Annotated in this window: 20 protein-coding genes and 1 riboswitch; of the genes, 16 read left to right on the top strand and 4 right to left on the bottom strand. The window is 69.4% G+C overall.

The genetic code is table 11. The features are described 5' to 3' along the window. On the bottom strand, positions 1–1050 hold the full coding sequence (locus AC6R2M_RS13730) for a FecCD family ABC transporter permease (protein WP_500487602.1): 1050 nt from the start codon (positions 1048–1050) through the stop codon (positions 1–3). 25 nt (positions 1051–1075) lie between these two features. Beyond that, on the bottom strand, positions 1076–1948 hold the full coding sequence (locus AC6R2M_RS13725) for a heme/hemin ABC transporter substrate-binding protein (RefSeq protein WP_500483033.1): 873 nt from the start codon (positions 1946–1948) through the stop codon (positions 1076–1078). 269 nt (positions 1949–2217) lie between these two features. Between AC6R2M_RS13725 and AC6R2M_RS13720 the strand changes: the two genes are divergently transcribed. From AC6R2M_RS13720 to modC, 4 genes are all read left to right on the top strand, one after another. Continuing rightward, positions 2218–4407, top strand: a complete 2190-nt coding sequence (locus AC6R2M_RS13720; RefSeq protein WP_500483031.1) for a TonB-dependent hemoglobin/transferrin/lactoferrin family receptor — start codon at positions 2218–2220, stop codon at positions 4405–4407. A 100-nt stretch (positions 4408–4507) separates the two neighbouring features. Beyond that, positions 4508–5248, top strand: a complete 741-nt coding sequence (gene modA, locus AC6R2M_RS13715) for a molybdate ABC transporter substrate-binding protein (RefSeq protein ID WP_500483029.1) — start codon at positions 4508–4510, stop codon at positions 5246–5248. 60 nt (positions 5249–5308) lie between these two features. Beyond that, positions 5309–5986, top strand: a complete 678-nt coding sequence (gene modB, locus AC6R2M_RS13710) for a molybdate ABC transporter permease subunit (protein WP_500487601.1) — start codon at positions 5309–5311, stop codon at positions 5984–5986. Between the two features lie 8 nt (positions 5987–5994). Next, entirely contained in the window at positions 5995–7062 is a 1068-nt protein-coding gene (modC, locus tag AC6R2M_RS13705) for a molybdenum ABC transporter ATP-binding protein (protein ID WP_500483027.1), read from the top strand. Between the two features lie 14 nt (positions 7063–7076). Here the strand turns inward: modC and AC6R2M_RS13700 are convergent, their stop codons facing one another. Beyond that, positions 7077–7853: an SDR family oxidoreductase gene (locus AC6R2M_RS13700; RefSeq protein WP_500483026.1), complete on the bottom strand. Its 777-nt coding sequence runs from the start codon at positions 7851–7853 to the stop codon at positions 7077–7079. 261 nt (positions 7854–8114) lie between these two features. Beyond that, positions 8115–8765, bottom strand: coding sequence for a DedA family protein (locus AC6R2M_RS13695; RefSeq protein ID WP_500483024.1), 651 nt, complete (start codon positions 8763–8765; stop codon positions 8115–8117). 213 nt (positions 8766–8978) lie between these two features. On the opposite strand from AC6R2M_RS13695, the gene AC6R2M_RS13690 reads away from it, so the two are divergent. The 12 genes from AC6R2M_RS13690 (at position 8979) to AC6R2M_RS13635 (ending at position 20629) form a co-directional block, all read left to right on the top strand. After that, complete coding sequence (locus tag AC6R2M_RS13690; RefSeq protein WP_500483023.1) at positions 8979–9944, top strand: DMT family transporter; 966 nt, start codon at positions 8979–8981, stop codon at positions 9942–9944. A 46-nt stretch (positions 9945–9990) separates the two neighbouring features. Further along, positions 9991–10077: a small membrane protein YohP gene (locus tag AC6R2M_RS13685; RefSeq protein WP_500487599.1), complete on the top strand. Its 87-nt coding sequence runs from the start codon at positions 9991–9993 to the stop codon at positions 10075–10077. Between the two features lie 13 nt (positions 10078–10090). Further along, positions 10091–10423 carry a DUF2934 domain-containing protein gene (locus AC6R2M_RS13680; protein ID WP_500483022.1) on the top strand — a complete coding sequence of 111 codons (333 nt, stop codon included), beginning with the start codon at positions 10091–10093 and terminating at the stop codon, positions 10421–10423. 91 nt (positions 10424–10514) lie between these two features. Beyond that, complete coding sequence (gene aptA, locus AC6R2M_RS13675) at positions 10515–11852, top strand: omega-aminotransferase AptA (RefSeq protein ID WP_500487598.1); 1338 nt, start codon at positions 10515–10517, stop codon at positions 11850–11852. A gap of 28 nt (positions 11853–11880) precedes the next feature. After that, positions 11881–12510: a LysE family translocator gene (locus AC6R2M_RS13670; RefSeq protein ID WP_500483021.1), complete on the top strand. Its 630-nt coding sequence runs from the start codon at positions 11881–11883 to the stop codon at positions 12508–12510. 51 nt (positions 12511–12561) lie between these two features. Further along, positions 12562–12680, top strand: a riboswitch (TPP riboswitch). Between the two features lie 121 nt (positions 12681–12801). Then, positions 12802–13524, top strand: a complete 723-nt coding sequence (locus AC6R2M_RS13665; protein WP_500483020.1) for an ABC transporter permease — start codon at positions 12802–12804, stop codon at positions 13522–13524. A 29-nt stretch (positions 13525–13553) separates the two neighbouring features. Next, entirely contained in the window at positions 13554–14492 is a 939-nt protein-coding gene (locus AC6R2M_RS13660; protein ID WP_500483019.1) for an ABC transporter substrate-binding protein, read from the top strand. Then, positions 14489–15871: a thiamine phosphate synthase gene (gene thiE, locus AC6R2M_RS13655; RefSeq protein ID WP_500483018.1), complete on the top strand. Its 1383-nt coding sequence runs from the start codon at positions 14489–14491 to the stop codon at positions 15869–15871. Before AC6R2M_RS13660 ends, thiE begins: the two co-directional genes overlap by 4 nt. Continuing rightward, entirely contained in the window at positions 15868–16674 is an 807-nt protein-coding gene (gene thiD, locus AC6R2M_RS13650) for a bifunctional hydroxymethylpyrimidine kinase/phosphomethylpyrimidine kinase (protein WP_500483017.1), read from the top strand. Before thiE ends, thiD begins: the two co-directional genes overlap by 4 nt. After that, positions 16671–18491: a TRAP transporter large permease subunit gene (locus tag AC6R2M_RS13645; RefSeq protein ID WP_500483016.1), complete on the top strand. Its 1821-nt coding sequence runs from the start codon at positions 16671–16673 to the stop codon at positions 18489–18491. The genes thiD and AC6R2M_RS13645 overlap by 4 nt, the downstream gene beginning before the upstream one ends. A 12-nt stretch (positions 18492–18503) precedes the next feature. Beyond that, positions 18504–19490: a TRAP transporter substrate-binding protein gene (locus tag AC6R2M_RS13640; RefSeq protein WP_500483014.1), complete on the top strand. Its 987-nt coding sequence runs from the start codon at positions 18504–18506 to the stop codon at positions 19488–19490. A 137-nt stretch (positions 19491–19627) separates the two neighbouring features. Next, entirely contained in the window at positions 19628–20629 is a 1002-nt protein-coding gene (locus AC6R2M_RS13635) for a sulfate ABC transporter substrate-binding protein (RefSeq protein WP_500483012.1), read from the top strand. Positions 20630–20797: the final 168 nt, after the last annotated feature.

Below are 20797 nucleotides of genomic sequence, written 5' to 3'. Positions count from 1 at the left end.
TCAGACCGACCACAGGCCGCGGCGGCGCATGAGAATCCACAGGAAGACCGGCGCGCCGATGGCGGCCGTCAGGATGCCGATCGGCAGCTCGGCCGGCGCCACCAGCGTGCGCGCCGCCATGTCGGACACGACGAGCAGGATCGCGCCGAAAAGAGCGGAGGCGGGCAGGAGCGTGCGGTGGTCCGGCCCGATGGCGAGGCGCAGAAGGTGCGGGGCGACGATGCCCACGAAGCCGATCGGCCCCGCCACCGCGACCGCCGCGCCGGTGGCGAGCGCCACCAGGAAGATGGTCGCGCGCTTCAGCGCCTGGACCCGGATGCCGAGGTGATAGGCCTCCGCCTCGCCGAGCACGATGCCGTTCAGACCGCGCGCCACGAGAGGGGAAAGAGCGAGAGCGGCGAGCATCATGGGCGCGCTCGCGGCGAGCTTGGTCCAGCTCGCGCCCGAAAGGCCGCCGAGGCTCCAGAAGGTCAGGTCGCGCAGTTGCGTGTCGTCGGACAGGTAGACGAGGAAGCCGGTGCAGGCCCCCGCCATCGCGCCGAGCGCGATGCCGGCCAGCAGCATCAAGGCCACGGAGGAGCGCCCGGCGCGCGTTCCGATCCGGTAGATGAGGATCGTCGCGGCGAGCCCGCCGAAGAAGGACGCGACGGGCAGCGTGTAGACGCCCAGAAGCCCGGCGAGGGGAGCGAGGATCGACCCCGACAGGACGATGACCGAGACGGCGGCGAGCGCGGCGCCCGCCGAGACGCCGACGAGGCCGGGATCGGCAAGGGGATTGCGGAAGAGCCCCTGCATCATCGCGCCGACGCAGGCGAGCGAGGCGCCGACGAGCGCGCCGAGAAGGACGCGCGGCAGGCGGATGTGCCAGACGATGACCCGGTCCGCGAGCGGGACGCCTTCCGCGTTCGGCCCCGCCAGAAGGATCGCGAGGACGTCGGAGGGGGCCATCATCGAAGGTCCCGTCGCGAGGCCGAGAACGAGTGCGAGAAGGACGAGACCCGCGAGCCCGGCAATGACGGCCCTCGCCAGAGCGCTGCGGTCGCCTTCCATCCGCCCGGCCGGAGCCCTCAGCGCCTCAACGGACAAGGGCGCCACCCGAAAGGTCGAGATCGGGGTAGAGCTGGCGCGCGAGGTCGCGCGCGGCCGCGGGCGTTCTCGGTCCGAAGCCGAGGAGATAGGACGCATCCATGCGGATGACCGAGCCGGACTGCCCGGCCGGCGTCGCGGCGAGAGCGGGGACCGAGAGCGGATCGATCGTCTCCTGGCCGGGCCGGTCGATCAGGAGGATCGTCTCGGGCGCGAGAGCGGCGGCGGCCTCCAGGGACAGGGCCTTGTAGCCGGAGACCTCCGCGAAGACGTTCTCGGCCCCGGCCAGATCGATGATAGCGTGCGCCCCGGTGTCGCGGCCCGCCGCGTTCGGACGGCCGTCCACGAGCGAATAGACGAAGAGGACGCGGCGCTTCTCACCGACGGCCGCAAGGTCGCGTTCGAGCGCGGCGAACTCCTGCGCGAGCCGGCTCGCCATGGCTTCGCCCGCCTCGGCGCAGCCTGCGGCGTCCGAGACGAGGGACACCTTCTCCAGCAGCTCCGGGATCGTGTGGCCGGTCGGGACATGGCGGACGGGCACGCCGGCCGCATCGATCAGAGCGACGGTCTCCGGCGGTCCGGCGCCCTCGTCCATGATGATGAGGTCGGGCGAGAGCGCGAGCACGCCCTCGGCCGAGAGCTGGCGCAGATAGCCGACATTCTCCTTTTCCTGCAGGGCGCGCGGCGGGAACACGCTGGTCGAATCGACCCCGACGATCCGGTCCTCGACGCCGAGCGTGTAGAGGATCTCGGTCACTGCGCCGCCGATGGAAACGATGCGCTGGGGCGCGGTCTGCGCCTGGGCGGCGAAGGGCGACAGCGCGAGACCCAGTGCGAGGAGCATGGCGGTCAGGCGGTTCATGGCTGTGAGCTCCATCTGCGGATGCCTCTCTTCAATCCACAGACCCGGCGCGCGGTCAAGTAATCGATCCGAAAGATCGAAGCATCTACCGCACTTTAGAACGGATCAAGATTGGACTTATTCCAGATTGAACGCGTTCTAATTTTGATTCTACTTCATAGTGTTTGACTCTTATTTCGTCGCGGAATAATCGGACTGACGCCTCTTCACCAGAATAATTTGGAAGCGCTGTAGAAGTCGGCCTGCGCTTCGTCCGAGCGAGACGGTCCATGGTCCATCGACATTTCAAGCGCTTCGCGGTCGCGAGCACCGCCCTGGCAACGATGACCGGAGGCGCATTGGCCCAAACCGCCGCACCGTCCGAAGGTGCCGTTCATCTCCGGCCCGTCATCGTGCAGGCGCGGGGCGAGCAGAGCGGGACGGGGAGCTTCGCCGGTACCGCGACGACCTCGACGACGACGCGTCCGGTGCTGGAGAACCGCTCGATCGACTCCATCGACGATCTCGGCCGCCGCGAGGAGGCGGGCGTCACCTTCAACCGCGCCAACCGTTCCGTGAACGTGCGCGGCCTCGACGGGTCCCGCGTTCTGACGACCATCGACGGTGTTCGCGTGCCCTATCTGGCCGACGCCACGCGGGGAGCCAGCGGCGGCGTCGACAGCTTCGACTTCAACACGCTGTCGGCCGTCCATCTGACGCGCGGCGCCGACCCGACGCTCGGCTCGGGCGCGCTCGGCGGCGTTCTCGCCCTGCGCACGCTGGAGCCGGAGGACCTTCTTCTCGGCGGGCGGCCGATCGGCATCTTCACGCGCAACGGCTACGATTCGGCGGACCGGAGCTGGTTCACGTCCGGCGCGGTCGCGATGCGGTTCGGCGACACGTCGATGCTTCTGCAGGGCGGCTACCGGGACGGCCGCGCGCTCGCCAACCAGGGCACGGTCGGCGGCATCGGCCCGACGCGCAGCGAGCCGAACCCGCGCGACTATGATCAGTACAATGTTCTCGGCAAGATCTATCAGGCGTTCGGCGAAGGTCATCGGCTCGGGCTCACGGGCGAGATCTTCCGCCGCAACGAGGACATGGAGACCCTCACCACGCAGACCGAGAGGGGGACGTACCGCGCGGGCGACCACCGCTCGGGCGAGGAGGTCGAGCGTCGCCGCGTCAGCCTGAGCTACGAGTACGATGCGCCCGAGAGGGGAACGGGCCTCGTCGACGAGGTCGCGGCGTCTCTCTACTGGCAGGATCTCGACCGCTCCTCGACCGTCGACGCGTTGCGCTCCTCGCCGCCCTTCGGGCCGTTCGGGCGGGACAATTCTCTGAAGGAGGAAACCGTCGGCTTCATCGGCCACGCCGCGCGCGAATGGCAGCTGGGGGCTCTGGCCAACCGCTTCACCATCGGCACGGAGCTGCGCCGCGCGACGACGGAGCAGTATTCGGCCGGCTACGACAATTGCAGCCCCCGCATCTTCGCCTGCCGCATGCTCCACACCAACCAGGCGGACGCGCCGAAGGTGGACGGCGCCGCCTTCGGCATCTTCGCGGAGAACGAGTTCGGCCTGATGGACGGCCGGTTCCGCATCACGCCCGGTCTTCGCTACGACTGGTACGAAGAGGAGCCGGAACTGACGGCCGAGTTCAGCCGCAATCCGAGCTTCCGGGGGCTGCCGCCGTCCTCGTCGAACGACGCCTTCTCGCCCAAGCTCCTGGTCGAATACGATCTCGTGCCGGACCTGACCGTCTTCGCGCAGTACACGCGAGGCTTCCGTGCGCCGACCGCGGGCGAGCTCTACGCGCAGTTCGGCGGACCGGGCACCTATCTGCGCATCGGCAATCCCGAGCTCGATCCCGAGCTCAGCGACGGGTTCGACGTCGGCCTGCGGCTGGAGCGCGAGACCTTCGGCGCGCATGTCACGCTCTTCCACACGGCTTACGAGAACTTCGTCGAGGTGGTGCAGATCGCCCGGCCGGGCGGCGAGTATCCGCTGGGCGGAATCTCCTCGCTGGAGAACGTGCCGGACGCCCGCATCTCGGGCGTCGAGCTGGGCGGCCATGTCCGCTTCGCCGATTTCTGGACCGCCCGCGGGTCGCTCGCCTATGCCGAGGGGCGCAACCGGACCCGCGACGTCTGGCTGAACTCGGTCTCGCCGCTGACCGCGATCCTCGGCCTCGCCTACGACCGGGAGCATTGGGGTGCGGAGATCTCGGCCAAGCTGGCGGCCAAGCGCGACAAGGTGAGCGGAAACGGCTTCGAGGCCCCGAGCTACGGCGTCGTCGATCTCACGGCCTGGGTCGAACCGGAAGGTCTTCCCGGCCTCAAGATCGCCGGCGGCGTCTTCAACGTCTTCGACGAGACCTATTACGACGCCGTCTCGGTGCCGCTCTCCCGCTCGCAGCCGGACGCGTACTACTCGGAGCCCGGACGCTCCTTCAAGGTGAACGTCAGCTATCGGTTCTGACGAACGAGAGGGCAGACGATATGTCCAACCGGAGATATCGCTTGCCCGAAGCGCGCGCGCGACCTACCGTTATGTTCGTATGGACATAACGGAGCCTCGCATGCGTCTTCCAATCGCTCTAGCGGCTCTCGCCCTTCTTCTGCCGGCAGGTGCGCAGGCCGAGACGGCCAACGTCGCGGTCGCGGCGAACTTCCTCGAGGCGGCCAACGAGATCGCGGCCGCCTTCGCCGAGGGCAGCGAGCACGAGGCGGTGCTGTCCTTCGGCGCGAGCGGGCAGCTCTACACCCAGATCACGCAGGGCGCGCCCTTCGACGTCCTGCTCTCCGCCGACGATATCCGTCCCTCCCTCGCGGTGGACGAAGGCTACGGCGTCGAAGGATCGGTCTTCACCTACGCGATCGGCCAGCTCGTCCTCTACTCGGCGCAGAGCGGTGACGTGACGGGGCCGGAGACGCTGGAGACCGGCGACTTTCGGCAGGTCGCGATCGCCAATCCGGAGACCGCGCCCTACGGCGCGGCGGCCGTCGAGGCCATGCGGGCGCTCGGCGTCTATGACGATCTCCAGCGCAGGATCGTGCAGGGTCAGAACATCGGGCAGGCCTTCCAGTTCGTCGAGACGGGCAACGCCGAACTCGGCTTCGTGGCGCTGGGGCAGGTGGCCTCGAGGGAGACCGGCTCGCGCTGGATCGTGCCGCAGGAACTCTACCGGCCGATCCGCCAGGACGCCGTGCTCCTGGAGAGGGCGGCGGAGAACCCGGCCGCCGTCGCGTTACTCGAATTCCTTCGCGGGCCGGAGGCGCGGGCGATCATCGAGCGCTACGGCTACGCGCTCGCCGACTGACGCGATAGAAGGAGGATCGCCCGCGCCCCGCCTCCCATCATCCGCGCAAGGACGCATCTCCTGTCGCCCGAACTCTGGTCGCCGATCCGGCTGACGATTCAGCTCGCCGCCCTCACCTCGATCATCCTGATGGTGGTCGGCACCCCGCTCGCCTGGTGGCTCGCCTGGACGAACTCGCGGGCGCGGGAGGTGGTCGCGACGCTCGTCGCCCTGCCTCTGGTGCTGCCGCCGACCGTCCTCGGCTTCTACATTCTCGTCGCGCTCGGGCCGGGTGGCCTCGGCGGCTGGTTCGGGCCCTTCTTCGGCCTGCGCACCTTCGCCTTCACCTTCGAGGGCCTGCTCGTGGGCTCCGTCGTCTCGTCCTTACCCTTCGTCGTCCAGCCGATCCGCAACGCCTTCGAGGCGATCGGCCCGCGCCCCTTCGAGGTGGCGGCGACGCTGCGCGCCTCGCCCTGGGACCGGTTCCGCAGCATCGCGGTGCCGCTGGCGATCCCCGGCTTCCTGACGGGCGCCGTGCTCTCCTTCGCCCACACGGTGGGGGAGTTCGGCGTGATCCTGATGATCGGCGGCAACATTCCGGGCGAAACCAGGGTTCTCTCCATCGCTGTCTACGACTTCGTCGAGACGTTGCGCTGGCGCGAGGCGCATATCCTATCGGGCGGCATGCTCGCCTTCTCCTTCACGGTCATTCTCGCCGTGTCGCTTCTCGCCCGCCGTTCGGGGCGGCGCGCCTTTTGACCGACGCCATGAAAATTGCGCTGGCGGGCCGGCTCGGCAGCTTCACGCTCGATGTCGCGTTCGAAGCGCCCATGCGCGGCATCACGGCGCTGTTCGGGCCGTCCGGCTGCGGCAAGACCAGCGTGCTTCGCGCCGTGGCCGGACTGAGCCGGCTGCCGGGCCATGTCCGGATCGGCGACGCGATCTGGCAGGGGGAGGGGCGTTTCGTGCCGACCCATCGCCGTCCGGTCGGCTACGTCTTCCAGGAGGCGAGCCTGTTTCCGCATCTCTCGGTGCGGGACAATCTGAGCTACGGCGCGCGGCGCACGGCCGAGCCGGTCCGCATCCGCTTCGACGACGTCGTCGCGCTTCTGGGGCTGGAGCGGCTCGTGGATCGCGATCCGGCGCATCTGTCGGGCGGCGAGCGCCAGCGCGTCGCCATCGGGCGGGCGCTTCTGTCCCAGCCGCGCCTGATGCTGATGGACGAGCCGCTCTCGGCGCTCGACCGCATCTCCAAGGACGAGATCCTTCCCTATTTCGAGGCGCTCCACGCCGAGCTCTCGATCCCGATCCTCTACGTCACCCACGATCTGTCGGAGGTCGAACGCCTTGCAGATCATCTCGTGATCCTCGCCGGCGGCCGCGTCGCCGCGAGCGGTCCGCTCAACGCCGTGCTGGCGCAGAGCGGATCGCCGCTCCTGGCCCGCCGCGATCTCGCCTGCGTCCTGCCGGGGCGTGTGTCACGGATCGACCCGGACGGGATCGCGGTGGTCGAGGTCGAGGGCGCCGAGCTTCTGGTCGTCTCGTCGGGATGTGGAAAGGGTCGGTCGGTCAGGGTCCGGGTCGCGGCCGGCGATGTTTCGATCGCGCGGGAGGCGGGGCAGGGGACGAGCATTCTCAACGCGCTGCCCGTCACCATCGCCGCCATCGAACCGCTCGGCGAAGCGGAGGCGCTGCTGCGCCTGTCGCTCGGGCGCGGGCCGGACGCGCCGTTTCTCGCCCGCATCTCCCGCCGCTCGCTGACCGCGCTCGCCCTTCGCGAAGGGGAGCGCGTCGTCGCGCAGGTGAAGGGCGTCTCGATCCTCGCCTCCCGCTGAAGGCGGACGCAGCGTCAGCCGCGCCCGAGGAAGGGCATCCGCGTTGCCATCACGGTGAGGAACAGGACGTTGGCGTCCAGCGGAAGGCTCGCCATGTAGGCGACCGCGTCGGCCGCATGGCGCGGATCCATCGTCGGCTCGGGCTTGATCGAGCCGTCCGGCTGCAGCGAGCCGTGCGAGATGCCGACCGTCATGTCGCTCGCCGCGTTGCCGATGTCGATCTGGCCGCAGGCGATGTCGAACTCGCGCCCGTCGAGCGCCGTGGCCTTGGTCAGGCCGGACATGGCGTGCTTGGTCGCGGCATAGGTCGCCGAATGCGGACGCGGCGTCGTCGCCGAGATCGAACCGTTGTTGATGATGCGTCCGCCGCGCGGGCTCTGCCGCTTCATCAGGCGGATAGCGGCCTGCGTGCAGAGGAAGGCGCTGGTGATGTTGATGTCGAGGGCGCTCTGCCATTCGGCGAGCGGGATGTCCTCGATCGGGCGAGGCGTCGTGAAGATGCCGGCATTGTTGACGAGGACGTCGAGGCGCCCGAACTCCGTCTCGACGACGGAGAAGAGACGGGCGACCGCCGCCTCGTCGGAGACGTCGGCCGGGACCGCCCGCACCGTGACTCCGTGCGCCTCGCCGATCTCGCGCGCGGCGGCCTCGAGCGGCTCGGGTCGGCGTCCCGCGATGACGAGGCTGAACCCGTCGCGCGCCAGCGCCTCGGCGAAGGCCCGCCCGAGGCCCGCGCCACCGCCGGTCACCAGCGCGACGCGCGATCCTCGTTCGACTGTCCTGTCCGTCATGCGCTCCCTCCCGCTCGCGAATCGCGCGTAAAAGAAAAGGCCCTGCGCGCAAGCGCAAGGCCTTTCGTTCGAAACACCCGCCGGAGCGACCGGCGATGCCTGCCGTGGATCAGGTCAGACCCAGGAAGCTCAGGATGAAGACGATGACGACGATCACGCCGATGATGTAGAAGATGTTCAAAGCGACGGCTCCTGTTCCTGACAGGATCGTGAACGCGAGAACCGGGGAACCGTTCCGTCCGGCCTTGCGCCGAACTTGCGTCAGGCCGCGGGCCGGCGGCGCGCCGTCGCCTGCGAGGCGGACGCCATCTTCCGGATCCCGTAGAGCCCGAGCGCGACGCTCGCGACCGTGACGACGACGAAGAGCCCGATCCAGTGGGTTTCGGACATCGGCCCCATTTCGCCGACGCCCTGCGCGGTGAGATAGCCGGGCGCCAGCATGAGCGGTGCCCAGACCATGGCCGAGGCCACGTTGGCGACCTGGAACTTGGTGTGCCCCATCTGCACGATGCCGCCGACGAGCGGGACGGTGGAGCGGACCGGGCCGAAGAAGCGGCCGAGGAACACCGAGATCACGCCGAAGCGCCGGAAGAACAGGCGCGCGCGCGCCACCGAGCGGCGATGCTTGTTCAGCGGCCAGCGCTGGACGATCGTCGGGCCGAAATACCGGCCGAGATAGTAGGACACCGCGTCGCCGAGCACCGCGCCGATGATGGTCGCGACGAGGACCGGGATCGGGTCGAGGATGCCCGCCCCGATCAGCGTCCCGATCAGGAGCAGGATGGCCGTCGCGGGGATCAGCAGGCCGACGACCGCCAGCGATTCACCGAAGGCGATGATGCCGACGATCGGGATGGACCACATCGCGTGGGTGCGGATGAGCTCCTCGGCCCAGATCAACCATGCGTCCATCTTCGCTGACAGTCCTTCGGCGGTGAGGTCCCAAGGGGCTTAGCACCGCAAAGCAGGCGAAGAGAGGGCGCGGGCGCCGCACCCTGCGAAAATACCGGCGCAGCGGGTTTCGCCGGTTCGGGGCGCGATCCCCGCCATTCCTGTGATGGCCGGGACGGTGCTACGGGGTTTGGGAGGCCGCGTCGCGCCTCGACCACCAGGAGACGGAGCATCGTGCGCCGGCTTTCGACCTACACCGGGACCACCGCCGGCATCGCCTTCATGCTCGTCGGCATCGCGCTCTTCGCGGCCAACGACGCGATGGCCAAATGGCTGATCGCGACCTTCTCCGTCGGGCAGATGATCCTCGTGCGCTCCGTCGCCGCCCTTCTCGTCCTCCTGCCCTTCGTCCTGAAGGAGGGGCGGGCGGTCCTGACGCCCGAGCGGCCGGCGCTCCATGTCCTGCGCGGCGCGCTCTCGGCCGCCGAGATCGCGCTGTTCTACGCCGCCCTCTACTACCTGCCGCTGGCGGAGGTGATGACCTTCTATCTGGCCGCGCCGATCTACGTCGTGGCGCTGTCGGTTCTGTTCCTCGGCGAACGGGTCGGCTGGCGTCGCCTGTCGGCCGTTGTCTTCGGCTTTCTCGGCGTCGTGGTCGCGCTTGGCCCCAGCCTTTCCGTGGACGCCACGGGGTCGATGATCGCGATCGCGGGAAGCTTCGCCTTCGCCCTGATGGTCGTGCTGACGCGGCGGCTCTCCGGGGCGAGCGGCACGACCCTGATCGTCTGGCAGATCGTCTCGACCCTTCTGCTCGGCCTCGTTCTGGCGCCCTTCGCCTGGACGACGCCGGATGCGGGCGGGCTCGCGGCGCTCTGCCTCCTCGGTCTCGTCTCGATGGCCGGCCATGTCTGCGTGAACCGCTCGCTCGCCGTGGCCGAAGCCTCCGTGGTCGTGCCGTTCCAGTACACGCTGATCGTCTGGGCGATCTTCTACGGCGTCCTCTTCTTCGGGGACCGCCCCACCGTCCCGCTCTTTCTCGGAGCCGGCATGATCGTCGCCTCCGGCCTGTTCATCCTCTGGCGCGAGCGGGCGAAGGGACTGCCCGTGACGGCGGCCGTCGCCCCCGACGCGGTTGCGGAGCCGGGAACGGAGCTCGGCATCGACAGCGGACCCCGGACCCCTAGTTCAGGCCACCCATGACGACGCGGTCGCTCGGCCGCGGGTTGCGCCGAATGAAAGGGTCCGCATGTTTCGATTTCTCGCCAGCACGATCGGAGTGATCTTCGTGATCGGTCTCCTCGTCGTGATCGGGCTTCTGGCCCTCATCTTCTGACCGGAGAGACCCGATGGACGACGAAGAGAAGATCCGCCGCAAGGCGCACGAACTCTGGGAAGCCGAAGGGCGACCCGAGGGTCGGCAGGATAGCCACTGGGTCCAGGCCCGCGAGATCGTGGCCCTGGAGGATGGCGCCGGACAGGCGGCGCTCAAGCCGGTCGAGGAGACGGTTTCCGAGCCCGTCGAGCCCGCGATCGCGGCGACCAGCCACGGCGAGGTGCCCGGGCTGACCGATCTCGGCGACGAAGGCGGTGCCCCCTCGCGCAAGAAGGCCGGAGCGATCAGCCGAGAGACGCCTCCGGGTCAGGATGGCAATGACAGTGCGAAGAGGCGGCGTCGCTGATCACGACCGCTTGACCGCCTCGCTCGCATCCCTCTAGCGTGGGTCGCGCCCCTTCGGCGCGGCCCTTTTCAGGAGAGACGCGATGAACGAGATGTCGAGGCCCACGACAGGCGGAGTGGTCGCGCCGAACAATCTCGACGCCTTCTGGATGCCCTTCAGCGCGAACCGGCAGTTCAAGAAGGATCCGCGCCTCTTCGTCGGTGCGAAGGACATGCACTACACCACCGCCGACGGTCGCCAGGTGCTGGACGGCACCGCGGGCCTCTGGTGCGTGAACGCCGGTCACTGCCGGCCGAAGATCACCGAGGCGATCGCCAGGCAGGCCGGCGAGCTCGACTATGCGCCCGCCTTCCAGATGGGCCATCCGAAGGCCTTCGATCTGGCCTCGCGCCTGTCCGCGCTCGCGCCGTCGCCGCTCGACCACGTCTTCTTCACCAATTCGGGCTCGGAATCGGTCGAGACCGCGCTCAAGATCGCGCTCGCCTATCACCGTGCGCGGGGCGACGGCTCGCGCTTCCGCCTGATCGGGCGCGAGCGCGGCTATCACGGCGTCAATTTCGGCGGAATCTCGGTCGGCGGCATCGTCGGCAACCGCAAGATGTTCGGCACCCTCCTGACCGGCGTCGACCACATGCGGCACACGCACGACCCGGCCCGCAATCCCTATTCGCGCGAGGAGCCGGAGCACGGGGCGGAACTGGCCGACGACCTCCTGCGCATCGCGCAGCTGCACGACCCCTCCACCATCGCGGCCGTGATCGTCGAGCCCGTCGCCGGCTCCACCGGCGTGCTGCCGCCGCCCGCCGGCTATCTCAAGCGCCTGCGCGAGCATTGCGACGCGCACGGCATCCTGCTCATCTTCGACGAGGTCATCACCGGCTTCGGCCGGCTCGGCGAGCCCTTCGCCGCCGACCGCTTCGGCGTCGTGCCCGACCTGATGACCACCGCCAAGGGCCTGACCAACGGCGTGATCCCGATGGGCGCGGTCTTCGTGCGCGGCGAGATCCACGACGCCTTCATGAACGGCCCGGAGAACCTCATCGAGTTCGCGCACGGCTACACTTATTCGGGCAATCCGATCGCGGCGGCCGCCGGGCTCGCGACGCTGGACACCTATGCCGAAGAGGGCTTGTTCGAGCGCGCCAAGGCGATGACGCCGATCTTCGCCGACGCGCTGCACACGCTGAAGGGCGAGCCGCATGTCACCGACATCCGCACGGTCGGGCTGATCGGCGCCGTCGAACTGTCGCCGATCGCCGGCCATCCGACCAAGCGTGCCTTCTCCGCCTTCCTCGACGCCTATGAGCGCGGGCTGCTCATCCGCACGACGGGCGACATCATCGCGCTGTCGCCGCCGCTGATGATCTCCGAGTCCCAGGTCGGGGAGATCGTCGACACGCTGCGGGACGTGCTTCGCGCGCTGGACTGAGCGCGCACCCGGCCGGAGGAGTGAAAGGATGACCTTCGCCACGTTGGGAAGCTTCGCCATCGTCGCCATGCTCTTCGTGATGACGCCGGGACCGAACGGCGTCCTCATCCTGAAGACCGTTCCGGTCTCCGGGCGCGCGGCCGGCTTCGCCAACATCGCCGGCTTCGCCGCCGCCTTCTATCTTCACTCGACGCTCGCGATCTTCGGCCTGTCGGCGATCCTCCTCCGATCGGCCGAGGCCTTCTTCGTGGTGAAGATGCTGGGCGCGGGCTATCTCTTCTATATCGGCCTCAAGGCGCTGTTCGAGGCGTGGCGAGGCGGGCTCAAGCCCGCGGCCCCCGCACCGGTGCGGCGCCGAGGGCTCGGCACCGCCGCCCTGGAAGGCTTCGTCACCAACGCCCTGAACCCCAAGGTCGCGCTCTTCTACCTCTCCGTCTTCCCGCAGTTCGCGGGCTCGGGTGCCGGCATCGCGGAGGTCGGCTACGCGCTGACGACGATCCATGCCCTGGCGAACATCCTCTGGTTCTCCGCCATCGTCCTTCTCCTGAACCGGACGGGCACGCTGATGCGCAGCCAACGTTTCCTGCGGGGGCTCAAAGGAATGACCGGCACCGTCTTCCTCTGGTTCGGCTGGCGGATGGCGACCTTCCGGCCCTGAGCCGCCCGCCGGCGGGCTGTTGACAGGCCCGCTCCGCACCTCCAATGATCCGCTGCATCCGAGGGGTGCGCCTCTCTTCCGTTCGCGGAAGGGGTGCTGAGATGGCTTCTGGCCGAACCCTTGAACCTGATCCGGGTCATGCCGGCGTAGGAACGGGCCAAGTTGAGCATCTCGTCCAGCCACAGAAGCGGCTTCGCGCCGGTTTCCGACGCACCGAGCGCGCGGCCCGGCCATCGCGCGCGTCGCCGTGGGCCTCGCCGGTCGAAGCCCCTTCAGGTCGTTCTCAGCGTCGTGGTCGGCTTCGGCACCGTGCTGGCCCTCTGGCAGCTCTGGGTGTCCGTCTTCGCGCCGCCCCCCTTCATCCTGCCGGCGCCCGTCACGGTCTTCGAGACACTCGTCGCGCGCCACGACTATTTCCTCGGCCATGCCGGCGTGACGCTCGCCGAGATCGTTCTCGGCCTTCTCCTCGGATCGGCGGCGGGCATCGCCATCGCGCTCGCCGTCGCCGCAATACCGGGCGCGATGCAGTTCGCCTGGCCGGTGATCCTCGTCATCCAGGCGCTGCCGGTCTTCGCGGTCGCGCCGCTCCTCGTCCTCTGGTTCGGCTTCGGCATGGCCTCGAAGGTCGTGATGGCCGCGCTCATCATCTTCTTCCCGGTCGCCTCCGCCTTCGCCGACGGGCTGCGGCGGACCGAGAAGGAAATCCTGGAATCGGCCGAGCTGCTCGGCGCCTCGCGCTGGCGCGTGCTCTGGCGCATCCGCGTTCCGCTGGGCCTTCCCGGCCTCGTCTCGGGCCTGCGGGTCGCCGCGCCCGTCGCCCCGCTCGGCGCGGTCATCGGCGAATGGGTGGGCGCGTCCGCCGGTCTCGGCTTCGTCATGCTGCAGGCGAATGCGCGGGTCCAGACCGACGTCCTCTTCGCCGTCATCATCATCCTCGCCGTCCTGACGCTCGCCCTGCGCTTTGCCGTCGATCAGCTCGCCGACCTCCTCGTCCCCTGGGCGAAGGAGGGTTGATCGTCATGTCCCGTCCCGAAAGGTCCGCCATGCTGCGCCATCTCCTTCTCGCAACGACGCTTCTCTTCGCCGCGCCGGCCGCCGCGCAGGAGACCGACGAGCTGACCGTCCTCCTCGAATGGTTCGTGAACCCGGACCATGCGCCGCTCGTCGTCGCCGATCAGCTCGGCTACTTCGAGGAGGAGGGGCTGGAGGTGACGCTGATCCCGCCGACGGACCCGTCCGCGCCGCCGCGGCTCGTGGCCGCCAGGCAGGCGGACGTCGCGGTCCACTACCAGCCGAACCTCTATCTCGACCATCAGTCTGCCCTGCCGCTGAAATGGTTCGGCACGCTGGTGGAGACGCCGCTGAACACGGTGACGGTGCTCAAGGACGGGCCGGTTCAGGATCTCGCCGACCTCAGGGGCAAGCGTATCGGCTATTCGGTGGCCGGCTTCGAGGACGGCCTTCTCCTGCGCATGCTGGGCTCGGTCGGCCTCGGCCGCGACGACGTCGAGATGATCAACGTCAATTTCGCGCTGACCACCTCCCTGATGACCGGACAGGTGGACGCGACGGTCGGCTCCTACCGCAATTTCGAGCTGACGCAGATCCGTCTCGCGGGCGGGGAGGGGCGTGCCTTCTTCGTGGAGGAGCACGGCGTGCCGGCCTATGACGAGCTGATCTACGTCACCCACGAGGACCTGATCGGGGACGACCGCCTGCCGCGCTTCCTCGCCGCCATCGAGCGCGCGACGCTCTATTTGACCAACCATCCGGAGGAGGCCTTCGCGCTCTACACGCAGGCCTATCCCGATCTCGACGACGAGCTGAACCGGCAGGCCTGGTTCGATACGCTGCCGCGCTTCGCCAAGCGCCCCGCCGCGCTCGACCGGGGCCGCTACGAGCGCTTCGGCGCCTTCATGGCGGAAAGCGGCCTGATCGACGCGGCGCCTTCGGTCGACGACATCGCCGTTGAAGTCCGTTGATCGCTCTCGTCTCCCTTGCGGGCGATCTGCTGACACGCGTCCGCGAGCGGCGCCCGCGGATCCATTGCCTGACCAATTCCGTCGTGCAGAAGTTCACCGCCGATGGCCTGACGGCGCTGGGCGCCATCCCGTCCATGACGCAGAGCCACGACGAGGTCGCCGAGTTCGCCGCGAAGGCGGACGCGCTCCTCGTCAATCTCGGCACGCTGGATCCGGCGCGCCGCGAGGCGATCGCGCTGGCGCTCGACGCGTTCTCTCCGACCGGCCGCCCTTGGGCGCTCGATCCGGTCCATTGCGAGGTCTCTTCGCTGCGGCTCGACTTCGCCCGAAGCCTTCTGGCCCTCGGACCGTCCGTCGTGCGGGGCAATGCCGCGGAGATGGCGGTGATCGGCGAGGCGCCCGCCGGCACCGTGCGCGTGACGACGGGCGCGGTGGACGGCCTCGTTCTCGACGCGAGGTCGATCGAGGTCGCGAACGGCCATCCGACCATGGCGAAGGTGACGGGGACCGGCTGCCTCGCGGGTGCCTTCGTCGCGAGCTTCCTCGTCGTCGGCGAGGGGCGGCTGGAGAGTGCGGCGGCCGCGCTCGCCGTCTACGGCGTCTGCGCCGAGATCGCGGCCGAGACCGCGCGGGGGCCGGGCAGCTTCGCCGTCGCGCTTCTCGATGCCATCGGCAACGTCACGCCGGGCGATGTCGCAAGACGGGGAGGGTCCGCGATGCCGCAGGTTGATTACCGGCTGAACGCCATCGTCGACGCGGGGGTGCTCGCGGGGGGCGATCTGCCGAATCTGGCGCGCCTTGCCGCCGAGGGCGGCGCGACGCTGATCCAATATCGCGACAAGACCGGCTCGACGCGCGACATGATCGAGACCGCCTTCGCGATCCGGGCGAGGCTGAAGGACAGCGGCGTCCCCTTCGTCGTCAACGACCGCGTGGACGTGGCGCTCGCGGCGGGTGCGGCGGGTGTGCATCTCGGTCGCGAAGACATGGACGCGGAGACCGCGCGCCGTCTTCTGGGGCCTGACGCCATCATCGGCGCGACGGTGAAGAACGAGGCGGACGCCGCCCGCGCCGCCGGTGCGCCGATCGACTATGCCTGCGTCGGCGGGGTGTTCGAGACGCTGTCGAAGGACAATCCCGACCCGCCCGTCGGGCTGGAGGGCCTGTCGCACCTGATCAAGCTGACGCGGCGCATGCGGGCTGACATGCCCGTCGGCGCCATCGCGGGTATCACGCTGGAACGTGTGCCGGCGGTCGTCTCGGCCGGCGCTGCCGGCGTCGCGGCGATCTCGGCCATCTTCAAGGCGGACGACCCGCGCGACGCCGCCGGGCGCTTCCGGCTGGCCGTGGACGCCGCACTGACCAAGGACCATCGATGACCGCCATCGCCCTCACCATCGCCGGTTCGGATTCGGGCGGCGGCGCCGGCATCCAGGCCGACCTCAAGGCCTTCTCGGCGCTCGGCGTCTTCGGCGCCAGCGCATTGACGGCGATCACCGCGCAGAACACGCGCGGCGTCTCCGCCGTCGAGATCCTGTCGCCCGCCATCGTGACCGGGCAGATCCGGGCCGTGCTCGGTGACCTCGACGTCGATGCGATCAAGATCGGCATGGCCGCCAATGCCGAGATCGTGGGCGCCATCGCCGGCTGCCTGGAAGGCCTTCATCAGCCGATCGTCCTCGATCCGGTGATGGTGGCGACCTCCGGCGACCGGCTGTTGGCCGAGGAGGCCGTCGCCGCGCTGCGGAACGAGCTGGTGCCGCTCGCCGACCTCGTGACGCCGAACCTGCCCGAGGCGGCGCTCCTGACCGGCACACCGCTGGTCGAGGACGAAACGGGAATGCGCCGGCAGGCGGAGGCCATCATGGGCCTCGGCGCGCGCGCCGTCCTGATGAAGGGCGGACATCTGAAGACCGGCGAGGCCGTCGATCTTCTCTTCGACGGCGAGGCGATGCACCGTTTCGACGGTCCGCGCATCGCCACGACGCACGATCACGGCACCGGCTGCACGCTGGCCGCCGCCATCACCGCGCGGCTCGCGCTCGGCGACACGATGCCCGAGGCGGTGCGCGCATCGAAGGACTATCTCACCGAGGCCCTGCGGCGGGCCGACGAGCTGAAGGTCGGTTCGGGGCGCGGGCCGGTTCATCACTTCCACGCGTGGTGGCAACCGGCGCGGTGAGCGACGCGCCGCCCCGCGACGGGCGAGGCCCGGTCCTCGCCTCCCGGCTCGCCGCCGCGCTGGAGCGCGCCTGCTCGGTCCTCTGCGGGCTCGTTCTGGCGGCGCTTTTTGCCACCGTGCTCGTCTCGGTCGGCGCGCGCTATCTGTTCGGCGCGTCCATCTTCGGGGCGGACGAGGCGGCGCTCTGGCTTTTCGCGGGCCTGGTCTTTCTCGGCCTGCCGCTCGCCTCTTCCAGCGTTCTCTCCCTGCGCCTCGATCTCGTTTCCGCCCTCCTCGGTGCCCGGGGCAAGGCCGCTCTCGACATTCTGGCCGACGCCATCGTCGCCCATGCGGTGCTCGTTCTCCTGTTCGGCGGCCGGGCGGTGCTGGAGACGATCGGCGGCGTTTCGCCGACCCTCGCGCTCCCCGAAAGCTGGCGGTTCTGGCCCGTGCTCGCCGGGGCGGGCGCGACGCTTGCGCTGGGGCTCCTGAAGGGGTTCGGAGAAGGGCAGGGGGCACGCGCCGTTCTCGGTCTCGTCCTGGGGACCGCGCTCTATCTCGTCTCCACGCGGCTCGCCTTCGAGCCGCTTTCCCATCCGAGCCTCGTGGCGGCCGCGATCGCCTTCTGCGTCCTCCTCCTCGGCGCGCCGCTGCCGCACGCCATGATCTCGGGCGTCGCCTTGTCTCTGCCCTTCGGCGGCCTGCTGCCGGAGCCCGCCATCGTGCAGACGACGGTCTCGAGCCTCGGGCGGTTCCTGCTTCTGGCGATCCCGTTCTTCCTCCTGGCCGGCGCGCTGATGACGGCGGGCGGGCTCGCCCATCGCCTCGTGGCGCTGGCGCGAGCGGCCGTCGGCCACCGGCGCGGCGGCATGGCGCAGACCGTGCTCGGCACCAACATGATGATCTCCGGCATCTCGGGCTCGTCCATCGCGGACGCGGCCTTCGGCGCCAAGGTGCTGGCGCCGGCGCTGGTCAGGCACGGCGAAACGCCGGAGCGCGCCGCGGCGATCGTCGCTGCGACCGCCATCCTGCCGAACGTCGCGCCGCCCTCGATCGCGCTTCTGCTGCTGGCCACCGCGACGGACCTGTCCGTCGGCCGGCTCTTCGTCGGCGGCCTTGTCGCTGCCCTCGTCCTGGCGGCCGCGATGGCGATCGGGCTTCGCTGGTCCGCCGCGCCCGGCGCGAGGCTGCCGCGCGCGAGCCGGTCCGAGAGGCTGGCGGCGCTCGGCGGCGCCTTGCCGGTTCTCGGGCTCATCCTCGTCATCCTCCTCGGCCTGCGCTTCGGCATCGTGACGACGACGGAGGCGGCCGCGCTCGCAGCGCTCTACGCGCTGGTTGCGACGCTCGTCGCGACGCGCGACCTGCGCGCGGTCGGGCAGGTTTTCGCGCGGACCGGCGCGGAGACCGCCGCCGTCGGGCTCCTCGTCGCCACCGCCGCGCCCTTCGTCTTCCTTCTGGCCGTCGACGGGCTTCCCGGCCTCGTCCGCGATCTCTTCTCCGGCTTCGACAGCGCGCTCGCCGTCCTCCTCATCGCCAATCTCGTCCTGCTCGCCGCCGGCAGCGTGCTCGACGTCGGCGCGGGCATTCTCCTGCTCGGCCCTCTCCTCATGCCGGTCGCGGCGGCGGCGGGCATCGATCCGATCCAGTTCGCCGTCATCCTCGTCGTCAATCTCGTCATCGGCGGGTTGACGCCGCCGGTCGGAATCCTCGTTTTCGTCGCGGCGAGGCTTTCGGGCGTCTCGCCCTCGAAGGTCTTCGTCTCGGTCATGCCGCTGCTGGCCGTGCAGATCGCCGCGCTTCTCCTCCTCTCGCTCTCCGCCGCCTTTCTCGCCCGCTGAAGGACGAACCCCATGACGAACCTGACCCGCCGCGCCTTCGGAACGCTCGCCCTCGCGGGTCTCGCCATGCCCTATGTCCGCACCGCGCGGGCGGCGCCGCAAATCGTTACCACCGCGTCGCTTCTGGGCGAGGACAAGCCGGAGACGCGGGTCTGGCATCACGTCGCCGAGCGGCTGGAGGAGCGCCTGCCGGGCCGCTTCTCCTTCCGGATCGTGACGAACGCGGCGCTCGGCGGCGAACGCGAGGTCGCGGAGGGCGTCCGGCTCGGCTCGATCCAGGCCAGCCTTTCCACTCTTTCGGCCCTGTCGGGCTGGGTGCCGGAGACGCAGGCGCTGGACCTGCCCTTCCTCTTCGACGATGCGGCGCATCTGCGCCGGGCGCTGGACGGAGAAACGGGCGAGGACCTGCGCGCGCGTCTGGTCGCGCAGCGCTTCATCGCGCCGGCCTTCATCAATTACGGCGCCCGGCATCTTCTCGCCAAGGAGCAGACGACGCGCGTCGATCAGCTGGAGGGCCTGCGCATCCGCGTCATCCAGAGCCCGCTGCACACCGGCCTCTGGAGCGCTTATGGCGCGCAGCCGACCGCGATCCCCATCCCCGAGACCTACAACGCACTCCAGACCGGTGTCGTCGATGCCATGGACCTGACGAAGTCGGCCTATGCCGGCTTCCGTCTCTACGAGGTCGTGCCGCAGGTCACCGAGACCGCTCACATCTGGGCGGCCGGAATCCTCTATTTCTCGGCTGCCTTCTGGAACGGGTTGAGCGAGGAGGAGCGCGACGCCGTGGCCGAGGCGAGCGTGGAAGGCGCACACTTCTTCGACGAGGCGATCGTGGAGGACGAGACGCGGTCGATGGAGGAGGCCGTGGCGGCCGGCGCGCGGGTCCACGAGCCCGAGGACCGCGAGGCGTGGGCCGAGATCGCCCGGAGCATCTGGCCGGACTTCGCCGATCAGGTCGGCGGGATGGAGCGGATCGAGGCCATCCGCGCGGCGTGAGGAACGAAATTCCCGAAACAGGCCCGCTTGCGGAATGATCGTCTCGGGGTCTGGACGATGCGGGTGGGGCGGACCTCGTTTCGCCCATGCCTGCCGGGCATATTCGAGGACAACCGCGACAAGGATTCCTCCTTCACATGCTGCGCCCGTTCCTTCTCGGCACCGCCCTCGCTGCCCTCGTCTCCGTTCCGGCGTCCGCTCAGGCGCCGACGAGCATCCTGAACGCCTCCTACGACATCGCCCGCGAACTGTTCGAGGCGATCAATCCCGCCTTCATCGAGGCCTATCAGGCCGAGACGGGAACGGCGGTCACGATCGACCAGAGCCATGCCGGCTCGTCGCGGCAGGCGCGCGCCATCGCCGAGGGCCTGCAGGCCGACGTCGTGACCTTCAATCAGGTGACCGACGTGGACTTCCTCGAACAGAGCGGCTTCGTCGAGCCGGGCTGGCAGGAGGAGTTCCCGAACAACGCCTCGCCCTACTATTCGCTGCCCGCCTTCCTGGTGCGCGAGGGCAATCCGAAGGACATCCAGAACTGGGACGATCTGGTTCGGGACGACGTCGAGGTCGTCTTCCCCAACCCGCGCACCTCCGGCAATGCGCGCTACACCTATCTGGCCGCCCGCGCCTATGCCGAAGAGGCGTTCGGCGGCGACGAGGCGCAGGTCGATGCCTTCATCACCAAGCTCTTCGACAACGTGCCGGTGTTCGACACGGGCGGGCGCGGTGCGACCACGACCTTCGTGGAGCGCGAGATCGGCGACGTCCTCATCACATTCGAGGCCGAGACTTACGGAATTGCCCGCGAGTTCGGGGAAGACCGCTTCGACGTCGTGACGCCGGAGGTCAGCCTCCTGGCCGAATTCCCGGTGGCCGTCGTCGATCGCGTGGCCGAAAGCCGCGGCTCGACCGAACTCGCCACGGCCTATCTGGAGTTCCTCTACTCCGAGACCGGACAGCGGATCCTCGCCGAGAACGGCAACCGGGTGCGCAACGAGACGGTCGCCGCCGAGTTCGCCGACCGCTTCCCCGAGGTGCGCCTCGTGACGGTCGAGGACGTCTTCGGCGGCTGGGATCAGGCGCAGGAGGAGCACTTCGCCTCCGGCGCCAAGCTCGACCAGCTCTACGGCTCGCGCTGAGCGCGGGTTCCGCTCGGCGCATCGTCCGGCGCGGAAGCGGTTCCGCTCCGAACCGAAATGCTTTAGAGGCTTTCAGCCCTTTACGGAAACACTCTGCCGGACTGAATGCGCCCGGCCCTTCGGGTTTGCGTTTCGCCGGGCGTACACTTCGTCGGATCGCTCGGCCGT

The sequence above is a fragment of the Aureimonas sp. CAS genome (genome assembly GCF_059838215.1).
The sequence above is the reverse complement of the archived record's forward strand: the minus strand, read 5'-3'. Positions and strand labels throughout refer to the sequence as shown.